General features: G+C 70.0%; 23 protein-coding genes, 1 pseudogene and 1 CRISPR repeat array. Of the genes and pseudogenes, 14 read left to right on the plus strand and 10 right to left on the minus strand.

Annotated elements, in window-relative coordinates; all coding sequences use genetic code 11:
* Positions 1-70: 70 nt before the first annotated feature.
* From tgmC to J0910_RS30795, 8 genes are all read right to left on the minus strand, one after another.
* The gene (gene tgmC, locus J0910_RS30760) at positions 71-1,228 is read right to left on the minus strand and encodes an ATP-grasp peptide maturase system methyltransferase (RefSeq protein ID WP_420162275.1); all 1,158 of its coding nucleotides are present in this window, start codon (positions 1,226-1,228) and stop codon (positions 71-73) included.
* On the minus strand, positions 1,225-2,160 hold the full coding sequence (gene tgmB / locus J0910_RS30765) for an ATP-grasp ribosomal peptide maturase (protein WP_420162276.1): 936 nt from the start codon (positions 2,158-2,160) through the stop codon (positions 1,225-1,227). Before tgmB ends, tgmC begins: the two co-directional genes overlap by 4 nt.
* 17 nt (positions 2,161-2,177) lie before the next feature.
* Entirely contained in the window at positions 2,178-2,465 is a 288-nt protein-coding gene (gene tgmA, locus J0910_RS30770; protein ID WP_420162277.1) for a putative ATP-grasp-modified RiPP, read from the minus strand.
* 52 nt (positions 2,466-2,517) lie between these two features.
* The gene (locus tag J0910_RS30775) at positions 2,518-2,775 is read right to left on the minus strand and encodes a hypothetical protein (RefSeq protein ID WP_420162278.1); all 258 of its coding nucleotides are present in this window, start codon (positions 2,773-2,775) and stop codon (positions 2,518-2,520) included.
* Between the two features lie 55 nt (positions 2,776-2,830).
* Positions 2,831-3,667: a helix-turn-helix domain-containing protein gene (locus J0910_RS30780; RefSeq protein WP_420162279.1), complete on the minus strand. Its 837-nt coding sequence runs from the start codon at positions 3,665-3,667 to the stop codon at positions 2,831-2,833.
* Between the two features lie 7 nt (positions 3,668-3,674).
* Positions 3,675-4,202, minus strand: coding sequence for a DUF6879 family protein (locus J0910_RS30785; protein ID WP_420162280.1), 528 nt, complete (start codon positions 4,200-4,202; stop codon positions 3,675-3,677).
* A gap of 7 nt (positions 4,203-4,209) precedes the next feature.
* Positions 4,210-4,581: a hypothetical protein gene (locus J0910_RS30790; protein WP_420162281.1), complete on the minus strand. Its 372-nt coding sequence runs from the start codon at positions 4,579-4,581 to the stop codon at positions 4,210-4,212.
* Between the two features lie 215 nt (positions 4,582-4,796).
* Positions 4,797-5,306 (minus strand): NUDIX hydrolase, encoded by a 510-nt coding sequence (locus tag J0910_RS30795; RefSeq protein WP_420162282.1) that lies wholly within the window; start codon positions 5,304-5,306, stop codon positions 4,797-4,799.
* A gap of 233 nt (positions 5,307-5,539) precedes the next feature.
* Between J0910_RS30795 and J0910_RS30800 the strand changes: the two genes are divergently transcribed.
* From J0910_RS30800 to J0910_RS30810, 3 genes and pseudogenes are all read left to right on the plus strand, one after another.
* Positions 5,540-5,806 (plus strand): transposase family protein, encoded by a 267-nt coding sequence (locus J0910_RS30800; protein ID WP_420162283.1) that lies wholly within the window; start codon positions 5,540-5,542, stop codon positions 5,804-5,806.
* A gap of 36 nt (positions 5,807-5,842) precedes the next feature.
* Positions 5,843-6,049, plus strand: a pseudogene (locus J0910_RS30805) (transposase family protein); the annotation flags it as partial.
* A gap of 199 nt (positions 6,050-6,248) precedes the next feature.
* Positions 6,249-6,836, plus strand: a complete 588-nt coding sequence (locus J0910_RS30810) for a hypothetical protein (protein ID WP_420162374.1) — start codon at positions 6,249-6,251, stop codon at positions 6,834-6,836.
* Here the strand turns inward: J0910_RS30810 and J0910_RS30815 are convergent.
* Entirely contained in the window at positions 6,762-7,703 is a 942-nt protein-coding gene (locus tag J0910_RS30815) for an IS5 family transposase (protein ID WP_420162284.1), read from the minus strand. The two genes, J0910_RS30810 and J0910_RS30815, sit on opposite strands and share 75 nt — an antisense overlap.
* Positions 7,704-8,395: 692 nt before the next feature.
* Here J0910_RS30815 and hemC point away from each other — a divergent pair.
* The 11 genes from hemC (at position 8,396) to istB (ending at position 22,438) form a co-directional block, all read left to right on the plus strand.
* Positions 8,396-9,331, plus strand: coding sequence for a hydroxymethylbilane synthase (gene hemC / locus J0910_RS30820; RefSeq protein WP_420162285.1), 936 nt, complete (start codon positions 8,396-8,398; stop codon positions 9,329-9,331).
* A 547-nt stretch (positions 9,332-9,878) separates the two neighbouring features.
* Positions 9,879-12,731, plus strand: coding sequence for a CRISPR-associated helicase Cas3' (cas3, locus tag J0910_RS30825; protein ID WP_420162286.1), 2,853 nt, complete (start codon positions 9,879-9,881; stop codon positions 12,729-12,731).
* A gap of 450 nt (positions 12,732-13,181) precedes the next feature.
* Entirely contained in the window at positions 13,182-14,771 is a 1,590-nt protein-coding gene (gene casA, locus J0910_RS30830; RefSeq protein WP_420162287.1) for a type I-E CRISPR-associated protein Cse1/CasA, read from the plus strand.
* Positions 14,768-15,568, plus strand: a complete 801-nt coding sequence (gene casB, locus J0910_RS30835) for a type I-E CRISPR-associated protein Cse2/CasB (RefSeq protein ID WP_420162288.1) — start codon at positions 14,768-14,770, stop codon at positions 15,566-15,568. Before casA ends, casB begins: the two co-directional genes overlap by 4 nt.
* 5 nt (positions 15,569-15,573) lie before the next feature.
* Positions 15,574-16,716, plus strand: coding sequence for a type I-E CRISPR-associated protein Cas7/Cse4/CasC (cas7e, locus tag J0910_RS30840; protein ID WP_420162289.1), 1,143 nt, complete (start codon positions 15,574-15,576; stop codon positions 16,714-16,716).
* Positions 16,713-17,510, plus strand: coding sequence for a type I-E CRISPR-associated protein Cas5/CasD (cas5e, locus tag J0910_RS30845; RefSeq protein WP_420162290.1), 798 nt, complete (start codon positions 16,713-16,715; stop codon positions 17,508-17,510). Before cas7e ends, cas5e begins: the two co-directional genes overlap by 4 nt.
* On the plus strand, positions 17,495-18,175 hold the full coding sequence (gene cas6e / locus J0910_RS30850) for a type I-E CRISPR-associated protein Cas6/Cse3/CasE (RefSeq protein ID WP_420162291.1): 681 nt from the start codon (positions 17,495-17,497) through the stop codon (positions 18,173-18,175). The genes cas5e and cas6e overlap by 16 nt, the downstream gene beginning before the upstream one ends.
* Positions 18,172-19,191: a type I-E CRISPR-associated endonuclease Cas1e gene (gene cas1e, locus J0910_RS30855; protein WP_420162292.1), complete on the plus strand. Its 1,020-nt coding sequence runs from the start codon at positions 18,172-18,174 to the stop codon at positions 19,189-19,191. Before cas6e ends, cas1e begins: the two co-directional genes overlap by 4 nt.
* Complete coding sequence (gene cas2e, locus J0910_RS30860) at positions 19,191-19,529, plus strand: type I-E CRISPR-associated endoribonuclease Cas2e (protein WP_420162293.1); 339 nt, start codon at positions 19,191-19,193, stop codon at positions 19,527-19,529. The genes cas1e and cas2e overlap by 1 nt, the downstream gene beginning before the upstream one ends.
* Positions 19,530-19,568: 39 nt before the next feature.
* Positions 19,569-20,207: a CRISPR direct-repeat array (repeat unit 29 nt; unit sequence GTGAGCCCCGCGGACGCGGGGATGGGCCG).
* Between the two features lie 197 nt (positions 20,208-20,404).
* Positions 20,405-21,625, plus strand: coding sequence for an IS21 family transposase (istA, locus tag J0910_RS30865; RefSeq protein ID WP_420162294.1), 1,221 nt, complete (start codon positions 20,405-20,407; stop codon positions 21,623-21,625).
* Between the two features lie 3 nt (positions 21,626-21,628).
* Positions 21,629-22,438 carry an IS21-like element helper ATPase IstB gene (gene istB, locus J0910_RS30870; protein ID WP_420162295.1) on the plus strand — a complete coding sequence of 270 codons (810 nt, stop codon included), beginning with the start codon at positions 21,629-21,631 and terminating at the stop codon, positions 22,436-22,438.
* A gap of 325 nt (positions 22,439-22,763) precedes the next feature.
* Here the strand turns inward: istB and J0910_RS30875 are convergent, their stop codons facing one another.
* The gene (locus tag J0910_RS30875) at positions 22,764-23,225 is read right to left on the minus strand and encodes a hypothetical protein (RefSeq protein ID WP_420162296.1); all 462 of its coding nucleotides are present in this window, start codon (positions 23,223-23,225) and stop codon (positions 22,764-22,766) included.
* Positions 23,226-23,620: the final 395 nt, after the last annotated feature.

A 23,620-nucleotide genomic window follows, 5' to 3' on the forward strand; every position in this document is an offset into this window, starting at 1 on the left:
TCGAGGAGCACTCCATCTGCCGGGGTGTGCTCTTCAGGCGGCGGAAGGGCCGGGCGGACTCGCCCGGCCCTCAGATCGGGAGCTTCCAGCTCGGCCCGCTGGGGTCGCCCAGCCACACCCGCTGCCCGGACCGGGTGGCGGTCATCCCGAACGCCGAGACATGGGGCGCACCGGCCTCCCGCCACGCCGCCACGGCCTCCTCCACCGCCCCCCACAACCGCACCGGGCCGGCCTCGCCGACCCTCCACCCGGCGCCGTCGGCCCGCACCCGCGCATGGGCGCCGGTGGCCACGTCCAGCAGCCCGCGCTGCGGCCCGATGCCGTAGGTGATCGCGCCGGGCGCGGCGAGCTGGACGACGAACGCCCCCGTCCAATCCTCCAGCACGTCGGCGCCGACCTCGGTCGGGCGCTCGTCGGCGCCGGCCGGGAACCATATGGGCCCGTGCGGCGGGGCCTGGTGGGAGCGGGCCATCATGAAGGACCGGTATCCGGGCACAAACCGCCCCTGCGCGGCGCCGTCCTCACCGACCTCCAGCAGCACCTGGGCGTTGGCGCCCGCCCACCCGGCCAGGGTGACCAGGATCTTGGCTCCGGCATCGACCTGGGAGAGCCAGGGCGGCGGCAGGTAGCGGAACGCGCAGGTCGCGATGATCCTGTCGTAGTCGGCCCCCTCGGGGGCGCCGCCGAAGCCGTCGCCCACCCGAAGGCCGGGCTCATAGCCCAGCCCGTGCAGGGCGGTTCGGGCGCGCTCGGCGACACCGGGGTCGACCTCGATGGAGGCCACCCGGTCGCTGCCGAGCCGGTGGCACATCAGGGCGGTGGAGTAGCCGGTCCCGGTGGCCACCTCCAGCACCCGGTGACCGCTTCGCACGTCGAGGTCCTCCAGCATCCCCACCACCAGGGAGGGCAGCGACGAGGAGGAGGTCGGGGCCCCGGAGCGCGGGCCCGCGGCGTCGGAAGCGGCCACACCGTCGACCTGGGTGACCCAGGTCCGGTTCTCATAGGCCAGCTCCAGCCACTCCTCCTCCGGTGTCTCCGCTCGCCGCAGGGGCGTCCACGCCGGCCGTTCCCCGTCGGTTTCGAACCGGTAGACGGCATCGCCGAGGAAGGCTTCGCGGGGGACGGCCTCCAGCGCGGCCCGCCACCCCGGCGAGCGCAGCACGCCCTGCGCGGCGAGGTCGCCGGCCAAGCGCGCGCGCAGTTCGGCGCCGGCATCGGTAGTGGTCATCGCTCGCCTTTCTCCAGCAGATCGGCCAGGGCCCTTGCGATGGGAAGGGTGAAGCGGTCAGGAAACCACGACCACTGCCCGTTGGGATTGCATTCCAGCATGATCCAGGCCCCGTCGCGGCGCAGCGCGAAATCAAAGGCGCCGAACGCCAACCCGAGCGCCGACAGGTAAGCGCGGACCCCCGCGGCCACGGCCCCGGGAACACGGACGGGCGCATAGGCGAGGTCGGCGTAGGCCTCGCGCCAGTCCAGCACGGGAGCCCCCTCGATGCGCACCGCGAACATCTGCTCGCCCACCACGGTCAACCGGACGTCGGCGGTCTTGTCCACGCCCGCCTGGAACATGTGCGCGGCCGCCGCCACCTCCCCGCCGATGTCACCGGGCTCCACCGCGCGCACCCAGACCGTGCGCCCGGTGCCGTCCGGCGCGCGGTAGTCTCCGCGCCACAGCGGCTTGTAGACCACGGGCGCATGAGCGCGGGCGAACGAGCGGGCGCGGCCGGGGTCGTTGGTGATGAGGGTGCGCGGGATGTCCAGGCCGCACGCCGCCGCGGTAGTGAGCTGGAGCGGCTTGGCCTCGGCGTCGCGGTTGCGCCAGGGGTGGTTCACATAGAGCGCACCGGGCAGGCAGGCCAGGAGGCCGCCGAACCCCCACCGGGACTGGTCGACCACCCACTGGGCGTCCTGGGCGCTCAACCCCGGCGCAGCGGTGTAGGGCGAGGGGCGGCGCCAGTAGACCGACCGCACCCCCTCCAGCTTTGCTTCCCTCCACCGCGTGCGCGCCGCACCGCCCACCCCCTCGGAGCAGAACTCGGCGGCGAGGCCGATCTGCTCGGGGAAGGAGCCGGGGTCCATCCGCACCACGGGGACCCCGCGCCGGTTCAGCTGCCCGATGACCAGATCGGCGGCCGGGTCGTCTTCCGCCGTGGCCACCAGAACCGCGGGCTCCACTAGTCGGGGACGTAGTCGGTCGTGGTGTCGGTCCGGCTTCCTCCGGGGCTGCCGTCGCCGTCACCGCCCATCGGCGTCTCCGAGTGCGTGGGCCGGGCGACGTTCGACCCGTGCTTGCCGGCCTGGATCGGCTGTCCGGTGCGGTCGAAGCGCCGGGCCGTCTGCGTCAGAGGGTCGATCTCGACCCGGGTGTAGGGCAGCGGGGCGGACGGCGGGTAGGGCGCCATCCGGGACAGCCCCCACGGGAGCGGAGGCGCCGGTGCCGGGAGGGGGCGGGGGGCGGTCATCGTGGAGCCTTCCTCTCAAGGGGCGAGGGGCGCCGCGCCGCAGCGGCGGCGATCAACGGCGACCAGGGGCCGGGGACTGCCAGCCGGTCGGCCGGAACAGGCCGCCCGCCTCCGCGGGCGGTGCGGCGGCCGGGGCGGGCTGCGGCGCCCACCGGTCGCCGGTCACCGACTCGTGCTCCCCGCGGTGCCCGGCGGGCCGGGCGCACGGCAGCGCCCCGCGTGGCCGGGACCCGTCCGCCGCAGCGGGCCAGGCCAGGCACTCCTGCGGCGGGTCGGACGGGTAGCGCAGAGGCCGGGGAAGCGTGTCCATGCGGTGACGCTACGAGCGCGCATGGTCCCGCCGCCAGGAGTTTGCTCAGGTTTGCTCAGTCGAGTGCGGCGGCAGCGCGGGCGATCAGCTCCCGGGCCTGCCGCCCGTAGACCGCCCCGGCCTGCAACCGCTCGAACGCGCGGGCGTAAGCCGCGATCTCGGTCGGCTGGGTGACGGTGAGCTCCGCCGAGTAGGTCTCCACCATCACCGCCCGCTCATCGAACATGATGAACCCGACCGCCGGCCATAGGCCTTCGGGGCCTTCCCGGGGCACGATGCCCAGGCTCAGCCGCGGCAGCGACATCACCGCCAGCAGCCGGTCCAGCTGGCCGCGCATCACCTCGGCCCCGCCGATGCGGGTGTAGAGCGCCTGCTCGCCCAGCAGGCAGGCGAACCGGCGCCGCCCCTCATAGAGCATCTGCTGGCGCTGCATCCGCGCGGCGACCCCGGCCTCCACGTCATCGGGGATCTGGTGGAAGTCCACCACCCGCCGCAGCAGCGCCTCGGCGTAGGCGGCGGTCTGCAGCGTCCCCCACACCACCCCGGGCGCATACACCCGGAAGTGCCCGGTGGCCTCGTAGAGCCCGATGGAGGCGCGCTGGCGCCGCCGGGTTCCCGACCCCAGGACCCGGCGCCACTCCATCCACAGCGAGTCGATGTGGCGCACCGCCGCGACCAGATCGCTGAGCTGGTCCTCGGCGCCGCAGTGCCGGCACCACTCCCGCACGTCGGCGACGGTCGGGGACTGCTTGCCGTGCTCGATCTTGGAGACCTTCGACAGCTGCCACCCGGCCGCACTCGCCAGGGCCCGCCCGGTCAGCCCCGCACCGCGGCGCAGCTCGCGCAGGCGCGCGCCGAGAACGGCGCGCGCCTGCTGGGCCTGACCGGACACCGGAGGCTCAGCGCAGGGCGAAGGAGCCGTGTGGGACGGCCAGTTCCCACAACCGGTCGCGCACCCGCACCGCCGCGGCCACCGCCTCGGGCTCCTCCACCGGCTCCGAGCCGAGAACCCGGCCGCCGGGGCCGAAGCGGCCCACGGTCAGCAGCCGGTCGTCGATGAGCCACCAGTCGTCCCCGCCCACCGGGAAGACCACATCATCGGGGACCCGGTGGCGGGGCAGCCACCGGATGTCCTCCCCGGCCCGCTGGTTGAGGTGGGTGGTCGAGTGCTCCCAGCGGATGTAGTCGCTGGCGGGCTCGGTGAACACCCGCACCCGCCGCACCGCGCACCCGGTCCCGGTCAGGCGGCGCATCCGCTCCAGCCAGCCCTGGAACCAGGCGTAGTCGTCGGCCTCGCCGCGCTTCCACCGCGCGAACGGGCCCTCTTCGTTGGCGGTCTGGTAGGAGTCCTTGAGCTCCAGGTGGAAGGCGTCGTGTTCGGCCTTGCTGAGCAGTTCGTTGCGCTCGGCGGGGGAGATCAGGGTCAACTGGGCGTCACTCCCGGAACAGGGCCTTCAGGTGCGCGGCGGGGACCTCCACGCAGTCCTCGTGGTCGGGGATCGCCATCCGCGCGCGGGCGGTGCGGTCGGTGACGACGCTACCGCGCACGATGCAGGTGTCGGGGCCGGTGGTGCCGACCACAGGGGGTTTCAGGGGGCCGAGTCTCCCGGGGACGCCGTCCTTGGACAGGTGGTTCAGCAGGCGGGTGTAGATCTCCACGTCGAGCCGGCCGTCCGGAGCCGAGGTCCAGGGGGCCCTGCCGGGGGTGAGCTTCCACCCTTGGACGATGTAGCTGCCGCGGTCGGTGGCGTACAGCGTGGGGGAGTCTCCCTCTGCGGTCTCCTTGCCGAGGAAGGTCAGTTCCATGTTCCCTCCCAGGGGTTGCTCATGTTTGCTCCGGTTCAAGGAGAGAGTGCGGCGGCCCGGTCGGGAAGTCAATGGGCCCAGGGCAGACGGGGAGAACGCTCTTCCTGGTGCGGGGGATCGCCGGGCAGGGGAAGGGGAAGGCAGTCTCGCCCGACCCTCGTAGGCGTGAGCCGCTTGCCCATCTCGCCCCTGCCGCAGTGAGAACTCGCTCGAGCTCAATCCACGTGAGACGGCTGGGGAGAGCCCACCGGCAGCCCCCAACTCGCGGCGATGCGCGCGGCCGCTTTCGCCTGCGCCTCTGCGGCCGCTCCCCAGCCCAGCAGCTCCATCGCCTCCGGCAGCGGGCTCAAGCGGCGGACGTGCACACGCCCCTTGTCGGGGTCGGCCGCCCGCGGCCCCAGCCGAGTCAGCCGTGCGGCCATGCGCAGCTGGGCATAGGGCTCCGAACCGGCGCGGCGTACTTCCTGGAAACCCAGGTAGACCGGATCGGCGATCTCCACCTGGACCTCTTCCCACACCTCCCGGAGCAAAGTGGACACCCGGTCCGCATCCCCTGGTTCAGGTGTTCCCCCGGGAAGGTTCCACCGGCCGTCGTCGCACAGCAGCACCGCCCGCCCCAGGGCATCGAAGATGTAGCCGTAGACCTGCCGAACCTGCATCCCCTCCGGCGGTCGGGCCGCCCCGTGCCACAGGTAGACCGGCTCTTGCTCCTGTGTTTCGCGCATTGCTCGGCTCCTTTCCTCACCGCCCGGCGGCAGCCTAGGACCGTTTCCCGCCGCTGTCAGAGGAACAGGCAACACCTCCGCAGACGGAAAGGTCCTTGAGGTTCTTTTCGATGGCCGGTTGAAGAACCTCGTCGAGTAGAGCGTCCATGGCCCCCGGGGGCGCCGCGCGGGGCGGTGCCCCGGGACGGGAAGGTGCTCGCGATGACGGTCATGACGCTGCCCCGCCCCCACCGATGCCGCCGAGGAGCCCGACCCGGGGACGCCGCGCCCACCGCGCCCGCACCGGGTCCCGATGGCGCCGCCTCGCCCCGGCCGCACAGGCCCTGCCGGTCCTGGCCCACCTGTACAAGGGCGAACCGTTCGCCCAGGTGGCGGCCGGGTTCGGTGTCGGCACCGCGACCGCTCGGAGGTACGTGCGCGAGACCACCGCTCTCCTGGCAGAACAGGCACCCACCCCGGAACGAGGACTGCGCAGCGCCCGCCGCAAGGGCTGGGGATAGGCGATCGTCGACGGCACCCTGATCGCCCGCGACCGCGTGGCGGCCGACCGCCCGTTCTACTCCGGCAAGCACAAACAGCACGGCATGAACATCCAGGTCGTGCCCGCACCCGACGGCGAACCCCTGTGGACCTCCTGGTCGCTGCCCGGCGCGGTGCACGACACCAGGGCCGCCCGGGTCTGGAGGATCGCCGAGCGCATCAAGGCCGCCGGGCTCATCGGCTTGGGCGACAAGGGCTACATCGGGCCGTCCGACGTCGTGTTCTGCCCGTTCAAGGGCCGGGGCAAGCCGCAGTGGAAGAAGGACGCCAACTCCGCTCACCCGGGGAACGCGCGATCGCCCAGCTCAAGCAGTGGGACATCCTGCGCCGCCTACGCTGCTGCCCGCAACGTGCCGGCCGGATCACCCGCGCTGTGCCGGTCCTCCAGCTCCGAGAATCAGGATGAAAAAGGCTCACTACGTTCATCGCGTCCACCAGGACCGGTGGAGCGCCATCGAGAGGCTCCGGCGGTCGCGCCCGCTGAACTTCTACCTCGAAGAGATGGTCACCCTCCTCGACGACGAGCCCGTGGAAGAAGTTCTGGACAGGTTCTACCTGGACCTGGTCACCCCGACCAACAGAAGAACGCGCCGAGATCAGACCAGGAGCAAGATCAATCATGTTTTCGACCGCCTGAATATCAAGCCCGAGCGGAATAAGCAGGTGAACGTCACCGACCTCGGGGTTCCGACCTCCATCGAGTTCAGCTACGGCTACCAGAACGGCCGCCTGCACCTCATGGACCGGCTCCCACTGGCGGCAAGCACAACCGATCTGAAGCGCGCCGCCCATGACCTGCTGTACCGGTACGGGGCCGCGCGCAAGAGCAATGTGACGGACAGTTTCATCACCTTCGCCGACCTGTCTCGGCGTTCGAAGGGACCTGAGTCGGTGCTGAGGATCGTGGAGAAGGCATCAGAGGTCGTCGACGTCGGCGACATCGATCAGGCCACCGATCACCTCGCAGGAATCATCGGCCAGACCGCCTGAAACGCAACTTTCGGGCACGGGTGAACGCTGTGGCGGGCCGCCATGGCTTGGGGGCACGCCTGAGTGACTGTTGGGTATGCGAGTGATTAAATGGCCTGGTCGGCAGAGCGGTTGCTCCACGGCTGCCTCTGACCGGCCAGCCGTGCGGCCATCAACCGGATCATCGCGATCTTGACCATGGCCTCGGAGGCGGCGGTTGGCCACCACCCACCGCCGGGGCAGCGCCTCGAATCCCTTGGCGCCGTCGCTGCGCCTGACGATCTCCACCATCAGCCGGAACCTCTCATGGGCCCAGGTGAGCAGGCTGTCGTCGACCTGGTTGGCATAGCCGGCATCGGCCCACACCAGGCCGATGGAGGGGAAGTGGGCGGCCGGCACCTCCAGGACCCGGCGCCCGCCGGGCCGGTCCTGGACCGAGGCCGAGGTCACCGCGACCGCCGGCACCGGGCCCAGGGTGTCGGTGATCAGGTGGCGCTTGCGGCCGCGGGTGCGCTTTCCCGCGTCGTAGCCGCGGGCCTGGCCGCCCTGCCCGGTCAGGATCGTCTGGGAGTCCAGCACCGCCGCCGAGGGGTTCGGGTCGCGGCCGGAGGCGGCGCGCACCCGTGCGCGCAGGGCGCCGTGGATCCGGTCGAGGGTGCCGTCGGCGTCCCAGGGCGGCAGGTCGGCCGGGATCATCCGCCACTGGCAGCCCGAGTGCAGCACGAAGAAGATCGCGTCCAGCACGAGGCGGTCGCCGTATCTGCGGGGCGCCCCGCCTTTGGCCCAGTCGCGGGCGGGCATGAGCGGTTCGATCACCGCCCAGGCGGCGTCGGACAGGCTCGAGGGATAGCATGGGCGGGCGTCCTCGCCGGGCTTGCAGTTGCACACACAGCGCGATTCTGGCGGGGGCGCTCTGCTTTCTCACCGGCGGGTCCGGTTATCACCACGCGGAGCCGACCGCATACCCAACAGTCTCTGAGGGCACGGCAAAGATCTTTGGTGCGGGGGAAGTATCCTCGTCCGGAATGAAGTAGACAGCGAAGAGGCGCAGCGGTGAGGACCTCAAAAAGGTAACGCGAAGATAACGCTGTGTGTTGTTGCAGGTCATTTGCTGTGAGCCCCGCGAACGCGGGGATGGACCTTATCCGGGCAATTACTGGACGGCCGGACTGAAGTGAGCCCCGCGAACGCGGGGATGGACCGATCCCGCGCAGTCATTGCGCTCACCTGCGCGTATACGGAGAGTCGCCGTCTGGTCCGTGGCCCGTCAGGGGCCCGATTTCGTCGAGAGCGGCCCCCAATCGGGTGTTGGCCGTGTTGATCTGGCCGGTGAACCAAGTGGGTGTAGGTGCACATCAGCACTGCCACGGTGTGGCCCAGGCGCCGGGCGACCTCAAGGTGGGGCGATGCCGCTGTAGAGCAGCAGACCCGCGCAGCCGTACCGAAGGCCGTAAGGCCGCTGGGCCAACCCGGCTGCCAGCTCGGGGGCGTCAGCGCCGCCCTGCACGCCCTCAGCGGCCGGGTGGGGAACCCCATATGGTCATCACGGATCGTAGTCAACCTGTACGGATAGTGACATCATGTCGGAAACCCTGCTCGTCGGATCCCGCGGCTCCCACCTCGCCAAGGCCATGGTCAAGGAACTCATCGACGGCCTGCGCCCCCACCACCCCGCCGCCGCCTTCACCCAGCGCACCATCATGACCTCCGGCGACAAGGACCGCGTGTCCAGCCTCCAGGCCCTCGGCAAGTCCATGGTGTCGATCTTCGCCACCCAGGTCGAGGAAGCGCTGCTGCGCGGGGAGATCGACATCGCCGTGCACTCGCTGAAGGACCTGCCCACCGCCCCCACCCCCGGCACCCTGCTGGCCATCACCCCCGCCCGCGAAGACCCCCGCGACGCCCTCACCGGAACCCCGCTGGCCGAACTGCCCGACGGCGCCCGCATCGCCACCAGCTCCACCCGCCGCATCGCCCAGCTCGCCCGCCTGCGCCCCGACATCACCACCGTCCCCATCCGCGGCAACGTCCCGCCCCGCCTGCGCAAAGCCCGCGAGATGGGCCTGCACGGCTGCCTGCTCGCCTCGGCCGGGCTGCGCCGGCTGGGCATGGCCGAGGAGATCGGCACCGACCTCGACCCCGCCGACTTCCCGCCCTCCCCCGCCCAAGGCATCCTCGGCATCCAGATCCGCGAGGCCGACCGGCACCTGATCGACCTGCTCGCCCCGCTGCACGACCCCGCCGCCCACGCCGCGGCCACCGCCGAGCGCGCCCTGCTGGCCGAGCTGCACGGCGGATGCAGCGTCCCCATCGGCGCGCTGGCCACCGTCGACGGCGACCGGCTGCATCTGGCCGCCCAGGTCACCGCCCCCGACGGATCCCGCGCCACCACCACCACCCGCACCGGAGCGCTCACCGACCCGCATGAGGTGGGCAAGCAGGCCGCCACGGCCCTGTACGACCAGGGCGCCGAAGCGATCCTCTCCCAGGTCAGGGACACCCCCCAGAAGGAGTGACGTCATGTCCGCCCCGACCATCGAACCCTCCTCCGGCTCCAGCCCGCTGCGCGGCCGCCCCGCGCTGCGCCGCTTCCTGCACCGCTCCCCGGTCACCCCGGCCGATTTGTGCATGCCGCTGCTGGTGACGCCCGCCTCCGACCTCACCCCGGTGCCCACCTGCACCCCGGGCGAGGTCGGGCTCCGGGTCGCCGAAGCCGGCCCGCCTCGGCATCGGATCGGTGAAGATCTTCGCCGAAGGCGAGCGCGGCTGGCGTGCAGGCGGGGGCCTCCTCCAAGGCCCCGTTCCCGCGGACCCCCAGCAGTCGTCGTATATGTGAGCCTCGCGGACGTGGGAATGCCCTCTCGGTTATACGACCAACCGCTCTGGATTATGAGTCCTGTGGATATGGCGCTGGGTTACCGGCTGGACATGTTCGTCGCATGCAGCGGTAGAGGAGGAAGGCTGCGCTCGCGGCGCTCTAGGTGGCGGGGGCCTCCTGATCCCGCCTTGTCGTTACCTCTCGCTAGGGTCCGATGACATTCAGTGGTCCAGTGGGGAGTGGCCGTGGCTTATCCGTTTGGTTCTTCTGCTTCACCCGAAGAGGCCGTCGATCTGCGCCTGTGGGCTAAAGAGCGAGACCTCGGCGGGTATCGGCATCCTGCGGCCTGTCACGCGCTCGACGCTGCTGCGATGGCGCTCGTGCTTTGGGAAGAGGCCGTTGCGCCGGGGGTGCGCGCTACCATCAGTGCCTCGCTCGCGACCGACGAGGAGCATGCCGGAAGGCTCATCGCATTCTGGGCCGGCCTGCACGACGTCGGAAAGGTGAGCCCCGAGTTCCAGCATCAGATCGACATCGACCTGCCGTCTTACCCCTCCCCTCGGGACCTCGCCGGGAGGGCCGGGCACGCTACGGCCACGGCGCGGTGGCTGGAGCAGGCCCTTCCGACCGCTGGATACGCCCCGACCTGGGAGTTCGAATCCGTCACCGCGCTCGTTGCCCAGCTGCTCGGCGGGCACCACGGGCATTTCCCTGAATTCTCGGATCCCCCGGCCGGGGGCGGCTCTCGCGCAGGTACCCGAGGCGACGCATGGGATCAGCAGCGATGGCGGATGCTGCGCGTTCTGGAGACGGTTCTGGACTCGCCCCGGCCGCCCGGGGCGCTTCCCGAGCCGGTGGCGGGAATCATCTGCGGGCTGGTCATCCTCGCTGACTGGTTGGTGAGTCAGAAGCACCATGTCCTCGCTCAGAAGCCTCACGTCCCCAGCACCGGCGGGATGGAGGAGCTCCGCTCCTACTTCAACCGCCAGAGGCGGGGAGCTTCTCAGGTCCTGGATGAGGCAGGCCTGCGTCCGCTGACCACTACGCCGGGTACCTTCAGCGCCTCCTTCCCGGAGTTCAAGGCCAATGGCCTCCAGGCGTCCATCGCCGAGCACCTCCCGCGGATATGCGCGGGTGCAGGGCTGCTGCTGGTCACCGCCCCGACAGGGGAAGGAAAAACCGAGGCCGCCTTTCACGCGGCCGACATCATGGGACACGCGGCGGGGCGGCCCGGCCGCTACATCGCGCTGCCCACCATGGCGACCGCGGACCAGATGTACACCCGCCTGCGCTGCTATGCCGAGCGCCGTGCGGATGTCCCCCGCCCGCTGACACTCCTGCACTCCATGGCCTGGCTCAACGAGGACTACAGGCCGGCCCCCGTCGGCCAGGGCGCTCCGGCCGTATTGACCGCTGACGCCTCTGGAAGGCGGGATTTCAACGTCACGGACTGGCTGTTCGGGCGGAAGCGGGGATTGCTGGCCTCCTGGTCGGTCGGGACCATCGACCAGATCCTCATGGCCGTGCTGAGGGCCAGGCACAACGTGCTCCGCTTGTTCGGCCTCGCGGGGAAAGTCGTCGTGGTGGACGAAGCGCACGCTGTAGATCCTTATATGCAGGAAGAACTCGAACGCCTCCTGCAGTGGCTCGGGCGCCTGGGCGTTCCGGTGGTTCTGCTGTCGGCGACGCTGCACCGCACCGTCGCCGACGCCTACGTCTCCTCCTATCTGAAAGGGGCGGGCAAGCGCTCCAGCCGGAAGAGGTTCGGCAGGAGGCGGCGAGGCAGGGCGGAGAGCCCTCTGGTGGACCGTGTCGATTATCCGGGCTGGATCTATGCCGATGCCGAGTCGGGAGAGGTCAGCCGGAACCCCGAGCCGATCACCGGGAAGGAGCGCGACCCCCTCCGCATCGACCTGGTGAGCATTCCGCAGACGGGGCGCGGCAGAGAGCGCCGCGCGGACCGCTCGGCGGCACTGGAGGACGAGCTCGGAGAAATTCTGGAAAGCGGTGCCGGGAGCGCTGCGGTGATCTGCACGACCGTCGGCGAGGCGCAGGAGACCTATGACCTGATCGGAGATCTCCTTCGAAAGCACGCTGAATCGGGGCGGGAGGTCCCGGAACTCCACCTGCTGCACGCCCGTTTTCCAGCGGAAGAGCGAGAGAAGATCGCTCGCAGGGTCATCGCGAAGTTCGGTAAGGAGAACCCCGGAAAAGAGCGGCCGAAGTCGGCGATTCTCGTTGCGACGGCGATAATCGAGCAGAGTCTCGATCTCGATTTCGATTTGGTCGTCACGGACCTGGCTCCGGTTTCCCTGCTGCTGCAGAGGGCCGGGCGCTGCTGGAGACACCAGGGAATCGAAGGCATCCGCAGGCCCCGATGGGCGGAGGGCCCGCGGATGGTGGTCTTCGTTCCGGAAGGGGGGAAGGCGGCTGACCTTCCGCCGGGCTGGGCCCACATCTACCCGGCCTCCCTGCTGGTGCGGACGCGGAACATGCTGGAGGCGCGGCAGGGGGAGCCGGTCAAGGTTCCCGGTGACGTTCAGGGGCTCGTCGAGCGCGTCTACGACGACCCGGGCCTCATCGATGACATGAAGCACGACCTGGAACGGGCCGGCAAGGACATGGGGATGCGCACCCAGGCGCGCAATGTCCTGGTGCCGGGCCCCGGTGAGCTCAACGGCGGGCTGTACGAACTCACCTCGACCGCTTTCGGTGTCGACGAAGAGATGCTGGCGACCCGCTTCGACGCCGACTCGGTCCGGGTCCTCTGCTACTACCGGGACGCCGATGGGAGGCGGTGGCTGGACCGGAAGTGCGAAGTGCCGCTCCCTGAGCGCGGTTCAACCGCGAAGGGGGCGTTCACCGATGACGATCTCGCTCCGATCATCCGCCGCACGGTTCCGGTGCGGGGAGGGCGCTGGGTGCCTGGCCGGCCGGAGCGGGAGGGGCTGCTCCCGCCGGCTTGGCGGAAGGACTTCCGGCTCCGCGAGTTGATTCTGGTCCCGCAGGAGGTGACCGCCGGGGGAGAAGCGGGCCCGGGCGACCTCGGCGGTCGGACGTGGTGGCTGGACCACTCGAAGGGGCTTATGTGGTGGTAAGGGGCGTTTGCGCCGAAAAATCACCAGAGAGTGATTCGCCATCACGCTTTGTGGCGTCTATTCTCGAGACGGCAGTGCTTCTCTGCTTCTAGGAGTCAGTCCTCTTGGAATCGACGATAGGAGTGAGGTGGGAGGCGCGGGGAAGGCGATGACCGGGCTCAGGAAGGGGCCCGTCCGGGCCTCAGCCCCGCGTTCAAAGGAGCAGGAACCTCTGCGGCGTCGGCGGAAGGGGACGGAGACCGACGGCCCACCGCCCGGTGGGCCACCGGCGTCCCCGCCTCCGCGGGGGCGGACTCGGCATGTCTCCTGTCGGGTGAGTCTGTCCTTGGCCCATCCCCGCCTTCGTGCGGGGCTCATGGCGAATAGGAGTCCGCGAGCGGCAGCCGGGCTCGACCGGCCGGCGGACAAGCTCCGGTGCGCGGTCCTGACGATACAAGAGAGTGAGCGGAAATGGCGCCTTCCTACCGGCTCGACGAGGAGCCGTGGCTCCCGGTGAAATGGCTGGGCACCGAAGGGGGCGGGGCCGCTGCGGAACGGCCCGGCCGAGTCGGCCTGCGCGTGCTCCTGAAACGCGCCCACCACATCGCTGACCTGGAGCTCGCCCTTCCTCCCGCGGCCTCGGGGATATGGAGGATCCTCGCGCTGATCGCCGCCCGGGTCACCGAGCTGGACGCTGCCGACGGCACGGCGGAGTGGAAGAAGCGGCGCTTGGAGGTACTGCGGGCAGGCCGCTTCGACGCCGGCCTGGTCGACGACTACTTCGACGACCTCTCCGGGGCATTCGACATCTTCGGGGGATGGCTTCAGGACCTCCGGCTGGCCGAGCAGTGCTCTGGAACCTCCGGGATCAACAAACTCTGCTGGGGAAGGACCGCCGGGAACAACCAGGTATGGCTCGGAGGGCACTCCACCGACCTCGCCCCCGAGCCGGTTTCCCCTGACATCGCGGCCCAACACCTCATCGCCACCATGTACCACGGGCCCTCCGGGCGCTGCACGGCGCGCACCGCCGGCGGCGTCTCCAAGGCCGACACCTCGGCGGGCCCGCTGCGGGGCGCGCTCTCCTTCCATCCGCTCGCGGACGACCTGTTCACCACCCTGGTGCTGAACATCCCCTATCCCGGCGACGGAGAAGTGGACCTGGCTCCCTGGGAACGGGACGGGCCCGACGACCCCACCGGCCTGCCGGCCGAGGCCACCGGACTGGCCGGCGTGCTGACTAACCAGTACCGCCACGCGGTCCTCCTGCACCCCTCGGAGGACGGCAAGGAGGTCGTCGACGCCACGATCACCTGGGGCTTCCGGATCACCAAGGAGTTCCGTGAGAGCTGGGCCCCGCCGACCGACCCCTACCGCATCTACCAGACCTCGAAGGAGGGCAGGCTCTACGCCCGCCCCGCCGATGCGGACCGGGCGGTGTGGCGGGATCTCGACGCCCTCCTCCGCGACAACGACCGTGCCGGTCGGCGCCGCCCGGCCCTGTTCGACAACTGGACCGTTCGCGACGGTGTCCCCGAGGAGGTCCTCAGGACGCTGAGGGTACGGGTGTTCGGCTTCGACCAGGACGGCCAGACCAGGGACCGCCAGTGGTTCACCGCCACCACCCCGGCGGTGCTGCGCTGGCTGGAGAGCAGTACCGCCGGCTCCGCGGAGGCTGATCGCGCGCGGCAGCGGATCCGACTGTCCGTCGCTTCGGCGGAAGGAGCGGGAAGCCGTTTGGAGAGCGCGCTCAAGGCCGCTTGGCGGGAGAGCAACAGCCCGAGCGGCGGAGAGCCGAAGAAGACCGATACGGGAACCGGGCCATGGTTGCGCCAGGGCATGTCCCGCTATTGGTCGACCGCGGCCCGGGAATTCTGGGAAATAGCATTCGACGACAATAGGGAATCCCCGGGGAACACCTTCATCCTTGCTGCGGCCCGCGCATACGAAGAGGTCACCGATTCCTATTGCGCAAACCCCAGGAGGGCTGAAGTAGTGGAGCGGCACCGCGGCCGTCTCTTCAAGTACTGGAACACTGCGCAGAAAGGAGGCGAGTCATGACTGGTTACGGGCGCCGGTCGCTGCAGAAGTCGGCGGACCTCATGGTCGATAACCTCGCCGAGAGGATCGTCAGCGCCCCCGGCGACCGGGCCGTGCTGCGCAGGATGGTCGGGCATCCGCCCGGCCACCTCACTGCGCGCCCGGTGCACAAGGTCATATACGACTGCCTCAAAGACGGCGACGGACGCCCCCACGGCCTCCCCGAGGATCCGGCGGGAGAGTGGGCCTTCTACGCCGTGGCGTCGATGATGGCCGACCAGCCCCGGGACGCCAGGGACGCCCGGAAGGCCGAGGCCCCAGAGGAAAGCGGCCGGGAAGAGAGCGGCAGGGGGCCCGGGGCCGTATCCCCGGACGGCAGCGGTGACGCGGCTGACGGAGACCCGGCCGACTCAGGGGGAGAGGCGGCCCCGGAGCAGGAACCCTCCGGTGGCGAAATGCGGCTCCGGAAGTCCGAGCGCCGCCCCAACCTGGGCGTCTCCCTGGCCGGAGGAGTCAAGGACGGGGTCTTCAAGGCCGAGACCACGGAGAAGCGCCTGCACCGGCTGTGCCGCCTCGACCTCGCCGGCCTGCACAAGCGCCTGCCCGCGCTGGTGCGCCACGCCCGCGCCGACCTCGTCGACCTCGACTGGGGGGTGCTGGTCGTCGACCTGGCGCGCTGGGAGAGCGAGCGGGACGAGGTGGCCAAGGAATGGCTCCAGGCCTACCACCGCACCCGCAATTACGACCTGTACCAGGAACAGAAGAAGAAGCAGGAGACGGCCGCCCCGGCGGCCCAGAGCGACGAGCAGGAGCAGTGAGCCGCATGAGGGCTTCCTACATCGACGTGCACGCCCTTCAGACCCTGCCGTATTCCAATGTCAACCGCGATGATCTCGGGTCGCCGAAGACAGTGGTGTTCGGCGGGCAGGAGCGCACCCGCATCTCCAGCCAGAGCTGGAAGCGCGTCGTGCGCCACCGGGTGGAAGAGCGTCTCGCCGATCCGGCCGTGCGCACGCGCAGGCTGATCGGCGCCATCGCCGACGAGCTGGGGCGGCGCGGCTGGAGCGCGCAGACCGCTGAAGAGGCCGGGCGCCAGGTGGTGGTGTCGGCAGGTAAAGGCATCAAGGTGGAGCCGAAGAAGAAGGGGCGCGAGGACGAGCCGCAGGACACCTCAGTGCTGTTCTACCTGCCGCAGGCGGCCATCAAGGCGTTGGCGGACCTGGCGGCCGAGCACGAGGGGGCCATCGAGGCGGAGGCGGCCAAGAAGAAGCCCGGGAGCAAGGGCGTGCTGCCCGCCGAACCGATCAACGAGATCCTCAACGGGCGCAGCGCCACCATCAACCTGTTCGGCCGGATGGTCGCCGAGCTGCCCGGCACCGAGGTCGACGGGGCGGTCCAGTTCGCCCACGCCTTCACCGTCCAAGGCACCAGCGTCGAAACCGACTTCTTCACCGCCGTCGACGACATCCCCAAGGACGACGACCACGGCAGCGGGCACATGAACGTCGGCGAGTTCGCCTCGGGCACCTTCTACCGCTACGCCAACGTCAACCTCGCCCAGCTGCTGTCCAACCTCGATGGCGACACCGGGGTCATGCGGGAGCTCGTCTCCCAGTTCCTGCGCGCCTTCATCGACACCGTCCCCACCGGCAAGCAGAACACCACCGCGGCCCAGACCGTGCCCGACCTTGTGCACGTGTCCCTGCGCACCGACCGGCCCATGTCCTACGCCGCCGCTTTCGAGGCACCGCTCCTCTCCGCCACCGGTTTCGCCGCGCGCGCGCAGACCCGGTTGGACGACTACGCCGGGCAGCTCAGCCAGGTCTGGTGGGAAGATACGGCGATTCCTTTCCACGCCGGCGTCAACCTGGACAAGGACCTTTCCCACCTGGGGGAGCGGGTCGACTCCTACCCCGCGCTGATCGAGGCCGCACTCGGGGCGCTCGGCGGGAGCGGGCAGGGATGAGCGGGCTCCTGATCCGGCTGGCGGGTCCGCTGCAGAGCTGGGGGGAGCACAGCTCCTTCGCCGACCGCGACACCCTGGACCACCCGACCCGGTCGGCGCTCACCGGCATGTTCGCCGCGGCCGAAGGGCGCGGCCGCGCCATGCCCCTGGAGCGCTACGCCCCTTTGCGGTTCACCGTCCGCGTCGATCGGCCGGGGGTGCGGATCTCCGACTTCCACACCATCGGTGGAGGGCTGCCCGCGAAGCAGACCGTGCCGACGGCGGAAGGCAAACGCCGACCGGAAAAGGCGGGAACCATCGTCACCCGGCGCTCCTTCCTGGCGGACGCCGTGTTCACTGTGGCGGTGGAGGGCCCCTCCGATGTGCTCGGAGAAGTCGCCGCCGCCCTGGAGGCGCCGCACTGGGGGCCCTACCTGGGCCGGAGAGCCTGCGTCCCCGATCCGCTGCTGCTGCTGCGCCCGGAGGCGGAGGACCCGGTGCACAGCCTGCGGACCGAGGTCCCGCTACCGCCGCACGCGGGGGAGAAAAGGCAGGGAAGAAACGGGAGAAGGGCGGCAGGGGCCCGGGTCCGCTTCATCGAAGAGGGAGCACCCTCCGCGGCGGGTCAAGGGCGGAGTTCGGCCGTGCTCAACGACATCCCCCTGTCCTTCCTCGGGCAAAGGCGCACTTACCGCTCGCGCGAGGTGGCCATCAGGCTGGAGCAACTGCCGGCCCACCTGTTCACACGAAAGACCGATGAATACCAGCGACGCATCTTCGAATACGCGAAGGAGGGGCGGTGCCCGTCCGACTGATCAAGATCGAGCTCGACGACCGCCTCCCCCGCGTGCGGCAGGCAAGCGCCGGAGACCTGCATCGGATCCTGCTGAAGACCGCCTCACCGAGCCTGGGCGACAGGGCGATCCAGTCCCCCCGGCGGCAGGCCGGACTGCTCTTCAGAGTGGAGGAGACCCGGGCCGGGCGGCATCTGCTCGTGCAGACGCAGTGCGAGCTCCTCCTGGATCGGCTTCCAAACGGCTTCGAAGCGGTCGGGGCCAAGGACCTGGCGCCGCTGCTCGACAGCATCGGGAAAGGGGACGTCCTCCGCTACCGCATTACGGGAAGCCCGATGAAGCGGCTCGGGAAGTCCGAGCGCCCGCGCGAGATCCACAGGCGCGATGGCAAGCGCTTGGACTCCGGCGCCCATGAGCGCCCCTTGACGGGGGCGGCAGCAGACGCCTGGTGGGAGGGCAAGGCAGAGCAGAGCGGCTTCAACCTCCTCAGTGCCTCCTCGACACGCCTGCGGGAAAACGACGACAGCAAAGGCGAGCGCAGGGTTCGCCTGCCGGCCGTCCGCTTCGACGGGCTCGCCCGGGTCCATGACGCCGACGCGGTCCGGGCGGCGGTACTGAACGGGGTCGGACGGGGCAAGGCGTTCGGCTCCGGAATGCTGAGCCTGGCCCATGTGGGGGGACGATGAGCGAATCCGACTCTTCGGCGAAGCAGAGGTTCGCCCGCCCGACGCTCGCGATGTTGCCGCGGGTGTCGGACGGGCTGTCCTTCCTGTTCGCCGACATCGTGCGGATCGTTCAGACCGACACCGGAGTGTGTGCGGAGACCGAGACCGATTCGGGCGCCGTGCATCGAGTGCCCATACCGACGGCGGCCCTTGCCTGCATCCTGCTGGGGCCGGGCACCTCGATCACGTCGCCCGCTCTCGCCACGTTCTTCCGGCATGGTACGAGCGTCGTGAGCAGCGGCGCGGGCGGAGTGCTTCACTATGGGGGCCTGCAGGCCTCCACCCGCACGGTGAAGTGGCTGGACCTCCAGGCCAGGGCCTACGCGAATGTCGAAACCCGCCTTGACGTCGCGAGGGCGATGTTCGAGATGCGGTTCAAAGAAGAGGTGGCCGAGGGAACTCCTCTGGAGACGCTGCGCGCCATGGAAGGCCAGCGGATGCGCAAGCTCTACCAAGGGCTGGCGTCCCGGTACCGGCTCAAACCCTTCAAACGCAACTACAACCCGGAGTCCTGGGGAGAGCAGGACCCTGTGAACAAGGCCCTGTCCTCGGCGAACGCCGCCCTCTACGGGGTGGTCCACTCGGTGATCATGCACCTGGGTTGCCACCCGGGCCTCGGATTCGTCCACGCTGGAAAGCAGCACTCTTTCATCTATGACATCGCAGACCTGTACAAGGCGGAAACAACGGTGCCGCTGGCCTTCTCCCTGCATGCAGCACAGGACCCTGCAGCCGAGGCCCGGCGCCGCCTGCGCAGCGACCTGAAGCTGTACCGGATGATTCCTCGGATCATCAGCGACATCCAGCTGCTTCTCGACCCTGATGAGGACGGGCAAGAGGAGGCCGCACCGAAGCGGTGGCAGGTCGTTGATCTATGGGACCCAGTGCACGGGGCGGTGGCCGGCGGGGTGAATTACGGCGATTCCTTCATAGCGGCCCCTGAAGCGGTGACAGGTGACCAGCAGGAGAGCCGCTGATGACGTCCATGGTGGTGATCTCCACTTCGGCCGTCCCGCCGCACGTACGGGGAGCGCTATCGCGCTGGATGATCGAGCCTCAAGCTGGGCTGTACATCGGTACGATGACGGCCCGGGTACGGGATCGGCTCTGGGAACTCGTATGTGAGTCGGTCGGAGAAGGCGCAGCGGTCTGCGCCTACCCCGCTGACAACGAACAAGGCTTCCTCATCGCGACGGCGGGCGAAGATCGAAGGCACGTCGTTGATTTCGATGGGGTGCAGCTCATCCGTTTCATGGGTGTTGATACAGGCAGCGAAGGGGAGCAACCGCAGCCACCATTGCCCGAAGGTTGGTAACGCGAAGATAACTCTCGTTGTTTGTGCAGGTCATTTGCTGTGAGCCCCGCGGACGCGGGGATGGGCCGGTCGCCTCCGAGGCGATCAACTCCATGGCGGAGTGAGCCCCGCGGACGCGGGGATGGGCCGTAGTAGATCGGGTCCACCGACGGGTCATGGACGTGAGCCCCGCGGACGCGGGGATGGGCCGCTCATCCACTGCCCGCGCCCGCCCGGGGCGCCGTGAGCCCCGCGGACGCGGGGATGGGCCGGCGTTCCGCCGATTGGCCAAGCAGCACCACCCGTGAGCCCCGCGGACGCGGGGATGGGCCGCGGTTGCGGGCCGCGCCCGGGCCGGCGTAGCCGTGAGCCCCGCGGACGCGGGGATGGGCCGCGGTTGCGGGCCGCGCCCGGGCCGGCGTAGCCGTGAGCCCCGCGGACGCGGGGATGGGCCGGAGCCCCCCATGGCCACCCCCGACCTGGAGCAGTGAGCCCCGCGGACGCGGGGATGGGCCGCCGGTGCCGCCGGGCATGCTCATGATCATCCCGTGAGCCCCGCGGACGCGGGGATGGGCCGGCTGCGCAGGGGGCTCCGGCGGAGCAGGCTTTGTGAGCCCCGCGGACGCGGGGATGGGCCGAGGAGCGAGCCGCAGCACAGCAGGCCGTAAACGTGAGCCCCGCGGACGCGGGGATGGACCGGACATCCCCGCCGGCTCGAGTGTCGCCGACGAGTGAGCCTCTCAAAGGCGGGCGCGGTCGTCGAGGTCGAGCGGGGGCTCTTCAGGAGCGAGCCTGTCCTTGTAGCGCTTGATCCATGTGCGCAGTGTCGGCAACGTGTGAATACTGACCACCAGGCAACGCGTGAAAACTGACCACCCCCGCTGATCATCGAGAGGGTGATCACTGTGGAGGACTGGGCGGAGATCCGCCGTTTGCGCAGATCAGAGAATATGCCGATCCAAGCGATCGCCCGCCGCATGGGCATCGCGCGCAACACCGTCAAGCGGGCGCCGGCCAGCGACCAGGTGCCCAAGTACCACCGCGAGCCCAGCGGTTCGATCGTGGACGCCTGCGAACCCCGCATCCGCGAGCTGCTCGCCCAGTGGCCGGACATGCCCGCAACCGTGATCGCCGAGCGCATCGGCTGGGATCGCTCCATCACCGTGCTGCGCGACCGCGTCCGCCGACTGCGCCCGCAGTTCAAGCCGGCCGACCCGGTCTCGCGCACCGCCTACGGGCCGGGCGAGGTGGCCCAGTGCGACCTGTGGTTCCCGCCCGCCGACATCCCGCTGGGGGCCGGGCAGAGCGGCCATCCGCCGGTTCTGGTCATGGTCTCGGGCTATTCCCGGTGGCTGATGGCGCGGATGCTGCCCTCGCGCCAGGCCCCCGACCTGGTGGCCGGCCACTGGGAGCTGCTGAAGGGGCTGGGGGCGGCGCCCAAGACGCTGGTCTGGGACAACGAGCCCGGCATCGGCCGCCGGGTGGCGGGAAGACCGCGGCTGGGCGAGGAGTTCGCGGCGTTCCGCGGGGCCCTGGGCATCCGGGTGATCCAGTGCCGCCCGCGCGATCCGGAGGCCAAGGGGCTGGTCGAGCGCGCCAACGGCTATCTGGAGACCTCCTTCCTGCCAGGCAGGGAGTTCGCCTCCCCGCACGACTTCAACGCCCAGCTCTCCGCCTGGCTGGCCAAGGCCAACCGGCGCTTCCACCGCCGTATCGAATGCCGCCCTGAGCAGCGGCTGGCCGCCGACACCGCGGCGATGGCCGAGCTGCCGCCGACGCTCCCGGCGATCGGATGGCGCATATGCCTGCGGCTGCCGCGCGACCACTACGTCCGGCTGGGCACGGTGGACTACTCGGTGCACCCGCGGGCGGTCGGCCGCCGCATCCAGGTGGCCGCGGACCTGGAGCGGGTGCGCATCACCTGCGAGGGCGAGCCGGTCGGCGAGCACGAGCGCTGCTGGGCGGCCCATCAGACCATCACCGACCCGGCCCATGCCGCCGCGGCGGCGCTCATGCGCCGCGCGGCCGCCCGGGGGCGCGGGGCAGCGGTCGGGGTCCAGGTCGAGCAGCGGGACCTGGCCTCCTATGACCGGCTTTTGGGAGCGAAGGGGGCATGAACGATGGCGGGCACGCCGAGAGCACGACCCGCGAAGGCGACGAGCGGGCGCAACACCGCCGCGGAGCTGGCCTATCTGGCCGGGGTCTTGAAGACCCCCTCGATGCTGGCGGCGGTGGAGCGCCTGGCCGAGCGCGCCCGGGGTGAGTCCTGGACGCATGAGGAGTTCCTGGCGGCCTGCCTGCAGCGCGAGGTCGCCGCGCGGGAGGAGCACGGCGGGGCGGCGCGCATCAAGCACGCCCGCTTCCCCTCCCTCAAGACGCTGGAGGAATTCGACTACGACCACCAGCGGGGGCTGAACCGGGAGGTGATCGCGCACCTGGGCACGCTGGACTTCATCGCCGCCCGCGAGAACGTGATCTTCCTCGGGCCGCCGGGGACCGGCAAGACGCATCTGGCGATCGGGCTGGCGATGCGGGCCTGCCAGGCCGGGCACCGGGTCGCCTTCGCCACCGCGGCCCAGTGGGTGAACCGGCTGGCCGATGCCCACCACACGGGCCGGCTGGAGGCCGAGCTGATCCGGTTGGGCCGCTACCCGCTCGTGGTGATCGACGAGGTCGGCTACATCCCCTTCGAGCCCGAGGCGGCGAACCTGTTCTTCCAGATGGTCTCCAACCGCTACGAGCGGGCCTCGCTGATCGTGACCTCGAACAAGGCCTTCGGCAGGTGGGGCGAGGTCTTCGGTGACGACACGGTGGCCGCGGCGATGATCGACCGGATGGTCCACCACGCCGAGGTGATCGCGCTCAAGGGCGATTCCTACCGGCTCAAGGACCGCGATCTCGGGCGCACGCCGCAGGCGGACGCCGCCTGATCCGGGCAGGCATGGCCAAGCACGATGGTGGTCAATTCTCATGCGATGCCTGGTGGTCAATTTTCAAACGACGTTGACACGCAGGGTTTCGGCGTTGATGTCGAGTTCTTCTGCGATGTGCGTGATCGGGCGCCCGCTGTCGATCACCATTCACGCTGCTTCCTCGCGGAACTCTTGCGAGTACTTGCTCGGCCTGCTCATATCCCCTCGTTTCCTTCTGGAACCATGTTACGGTCCCTGTCCGGAACTCTCAGGGCCCCTCACCTTCACTGGACTCGCCTGCACACTCATCTGCTATCGCAGACTCACCAAATGAGACGACTTCTTAGCAGGCATATCCGGTGACCTGTACGTGCATGCCGTTGTAGATCTTGAACCAGGTGTTCTCAGGCGGGGCGTAGGCGAAGGCGCTGCTGGGGACCCATGCATCCCAGAGGCCGCTGATGACGCACCCCTTGATGACGCCGAAGGTGTCGGTGTCCTTGAAATACACGGTGGAGGTCTCACCGGGCTGGAGCCACCTGTAGCCGTTTCCGGAGCCGTCTCCGCCGCAGCTGGGGCTGCCCACCGAAGGAGCATTAGAGTCGCCGCACCAGTCGTTCCCGATCCGCAGGGGGCGGTTGGTGTCGTTGGTGATCTTGCCGCAGAGCTCGATCGGGCCCCACGCATCGCAGTTGCCCATCGGCTGTGCCTCGTCGGGGGTCTGCTCGGCCTGGGCCGCCCCGGCGGAGGACACCGCCAGGACCGCCACCGCCCCCGCCGAGACCACACTTCGCACTACTCGCACTACCCGGTTCATCGCCACGTCGCTTTCCCCGGGTCGCCCCGGACTCATCTCCAGCAGAGCCGTCGCATCGACGGTAGACAGCGAAGAGCCGGCACGGCCGAGCATGTCCGGGTTCGGACCTGTTCTGGCCCGAGGCGGCCATCCCGGGGACCGGTGGCTCCGAGGCTTGAGCAACGACCGGGCGGGCCAGTGGGGTGAGTGGGAGGTGCGCGTCGAGGTTCCAGGGAGGCCAGCAGATCCTCCTCGCTCAGGGGCGGTGTGCTGAATAATCCCTTCCGTGACCTTCAGGATCGCAGTCGCTGCTGCCGCAGTGCTGGCCGTCGCCTTCCTCGGGGCCGCGCTGTGGCTCGGCGGCGGACCGATGAGCCGGCAGGGCTGGGAGGCGGCGAGCTGGG

Source organism: Nocardiopsis oceanisediminis (assembly GCF_048595525.1).
In the GTDB taxonomy this organism is placed as follows: Bacteria; Actinomycetota; Actinomycetes; order Streptosporangiales; family Streptosporangiaceae; genus Nocardiopsis_A; species Nocardiopsis_A oceanisediminis.

Bases quoted from the DNA above. Each gene is read 5' to 3' on its own strand.
- tgmC (WP_420162275.1), bottom strand. From the start codon at position 1,228: ATGACCACTACCGATGCCGGCGCCGAACTGCGCGCGCGCTTGGCCGGC.
- tgmA (WP_420162277.1), bottom strand. From the start codon at position 2,465: ATGACCGCCCCCCGCCCCCTCCCGGCACCGGCGCCTCCGCTCCCGTGG.
- J0910_RS30775 (WP_420162278.1), bottom strand. From the start codon at position 2,775: ATGGACACGCTTCCCCGGCCTCTGCGCTACCCGTCCGACCCGCCGCAG.
- J0910_RS30790 (WP_420162281.1), bottom strand. From the start codon at position 4,581: ATGGAACTGACCTTCCTCGGCAAGGAGACCGCAGAGGGAGACTCCCCC.
- J0910_RS30795 (WP_420162282.1), bottom strand. From the start codon at position 5,306: ATGCGCGAAACACAGGAGCAAGAGCCGGTCTACCTGTGGCACGGGGCG.
- J0910_RS30800 (WP_420162283.1), top strand. From the start codon at position 5,540: ATGCCGCCGAGGAGCCCGACCCGGGGACGCCGCGCCCACCGCGCCCGC.
- J0910_RS30810 (WP_420162374.1), top strand. From the start codon at position 6,249: ATGAAAAAGGCTCACTACGTTCATCGCGTCCACCAGGACCGGTGGAGC.
- hemC (WP_420162285.1), top strand. From the start codon at position 8,396: ATGTCGGAAACCCTGCTCGTCGGATCCCGCGGCTCCCACCTCGCCAAG.
- casA (WP_420162287.1), top strand. From the start codon at position 13,182: ATGGCGCCTTCCTACCGGCTCGACGAGGAGCCGTGGCTCCCGGTGAAA.
- casB (WP_420162288.1), top strand. From the start codon at position 14,768: ATGACTGGTTACGGGCGCCGGTCGCTGCAGAAGTCGGCGGACCTCATG.
- cas7e (WP_420162289.1), top strand. From the start codon at position 15,574: ATGAGGGCTTCCTACATCGACGTGCACGCCCTTCAGACCCTGCCGTAT.
- cas5e (WP_420162290.1), top strand. From the start codon at position 16,713: ATGAGCGGGCTCCTGATCCGGCTGGCGGGTCCGCTGCAGAGCTGGGGG.
- cas1e (WP_420162292.1), top strand. From the start codon at position 18,172: ATGAGCGAATCCGACTCTTCGGCGAAGCAGAGGTTCGCCCGCCCGACG.
- cas2e (WP_420162293.1), top strand. From the start codon at position 19,191: ATGACGTCCATGGTGGTGATCTCCACTTCGGCCGTCCCGCCGCACGTA.
- istB (WP_420162295.1), top strand. From the start codon at position 21,629: ATGGCGGGCACGCCGAGAGCACGACCCGCGAAGGCGACGAGCGGGCGC.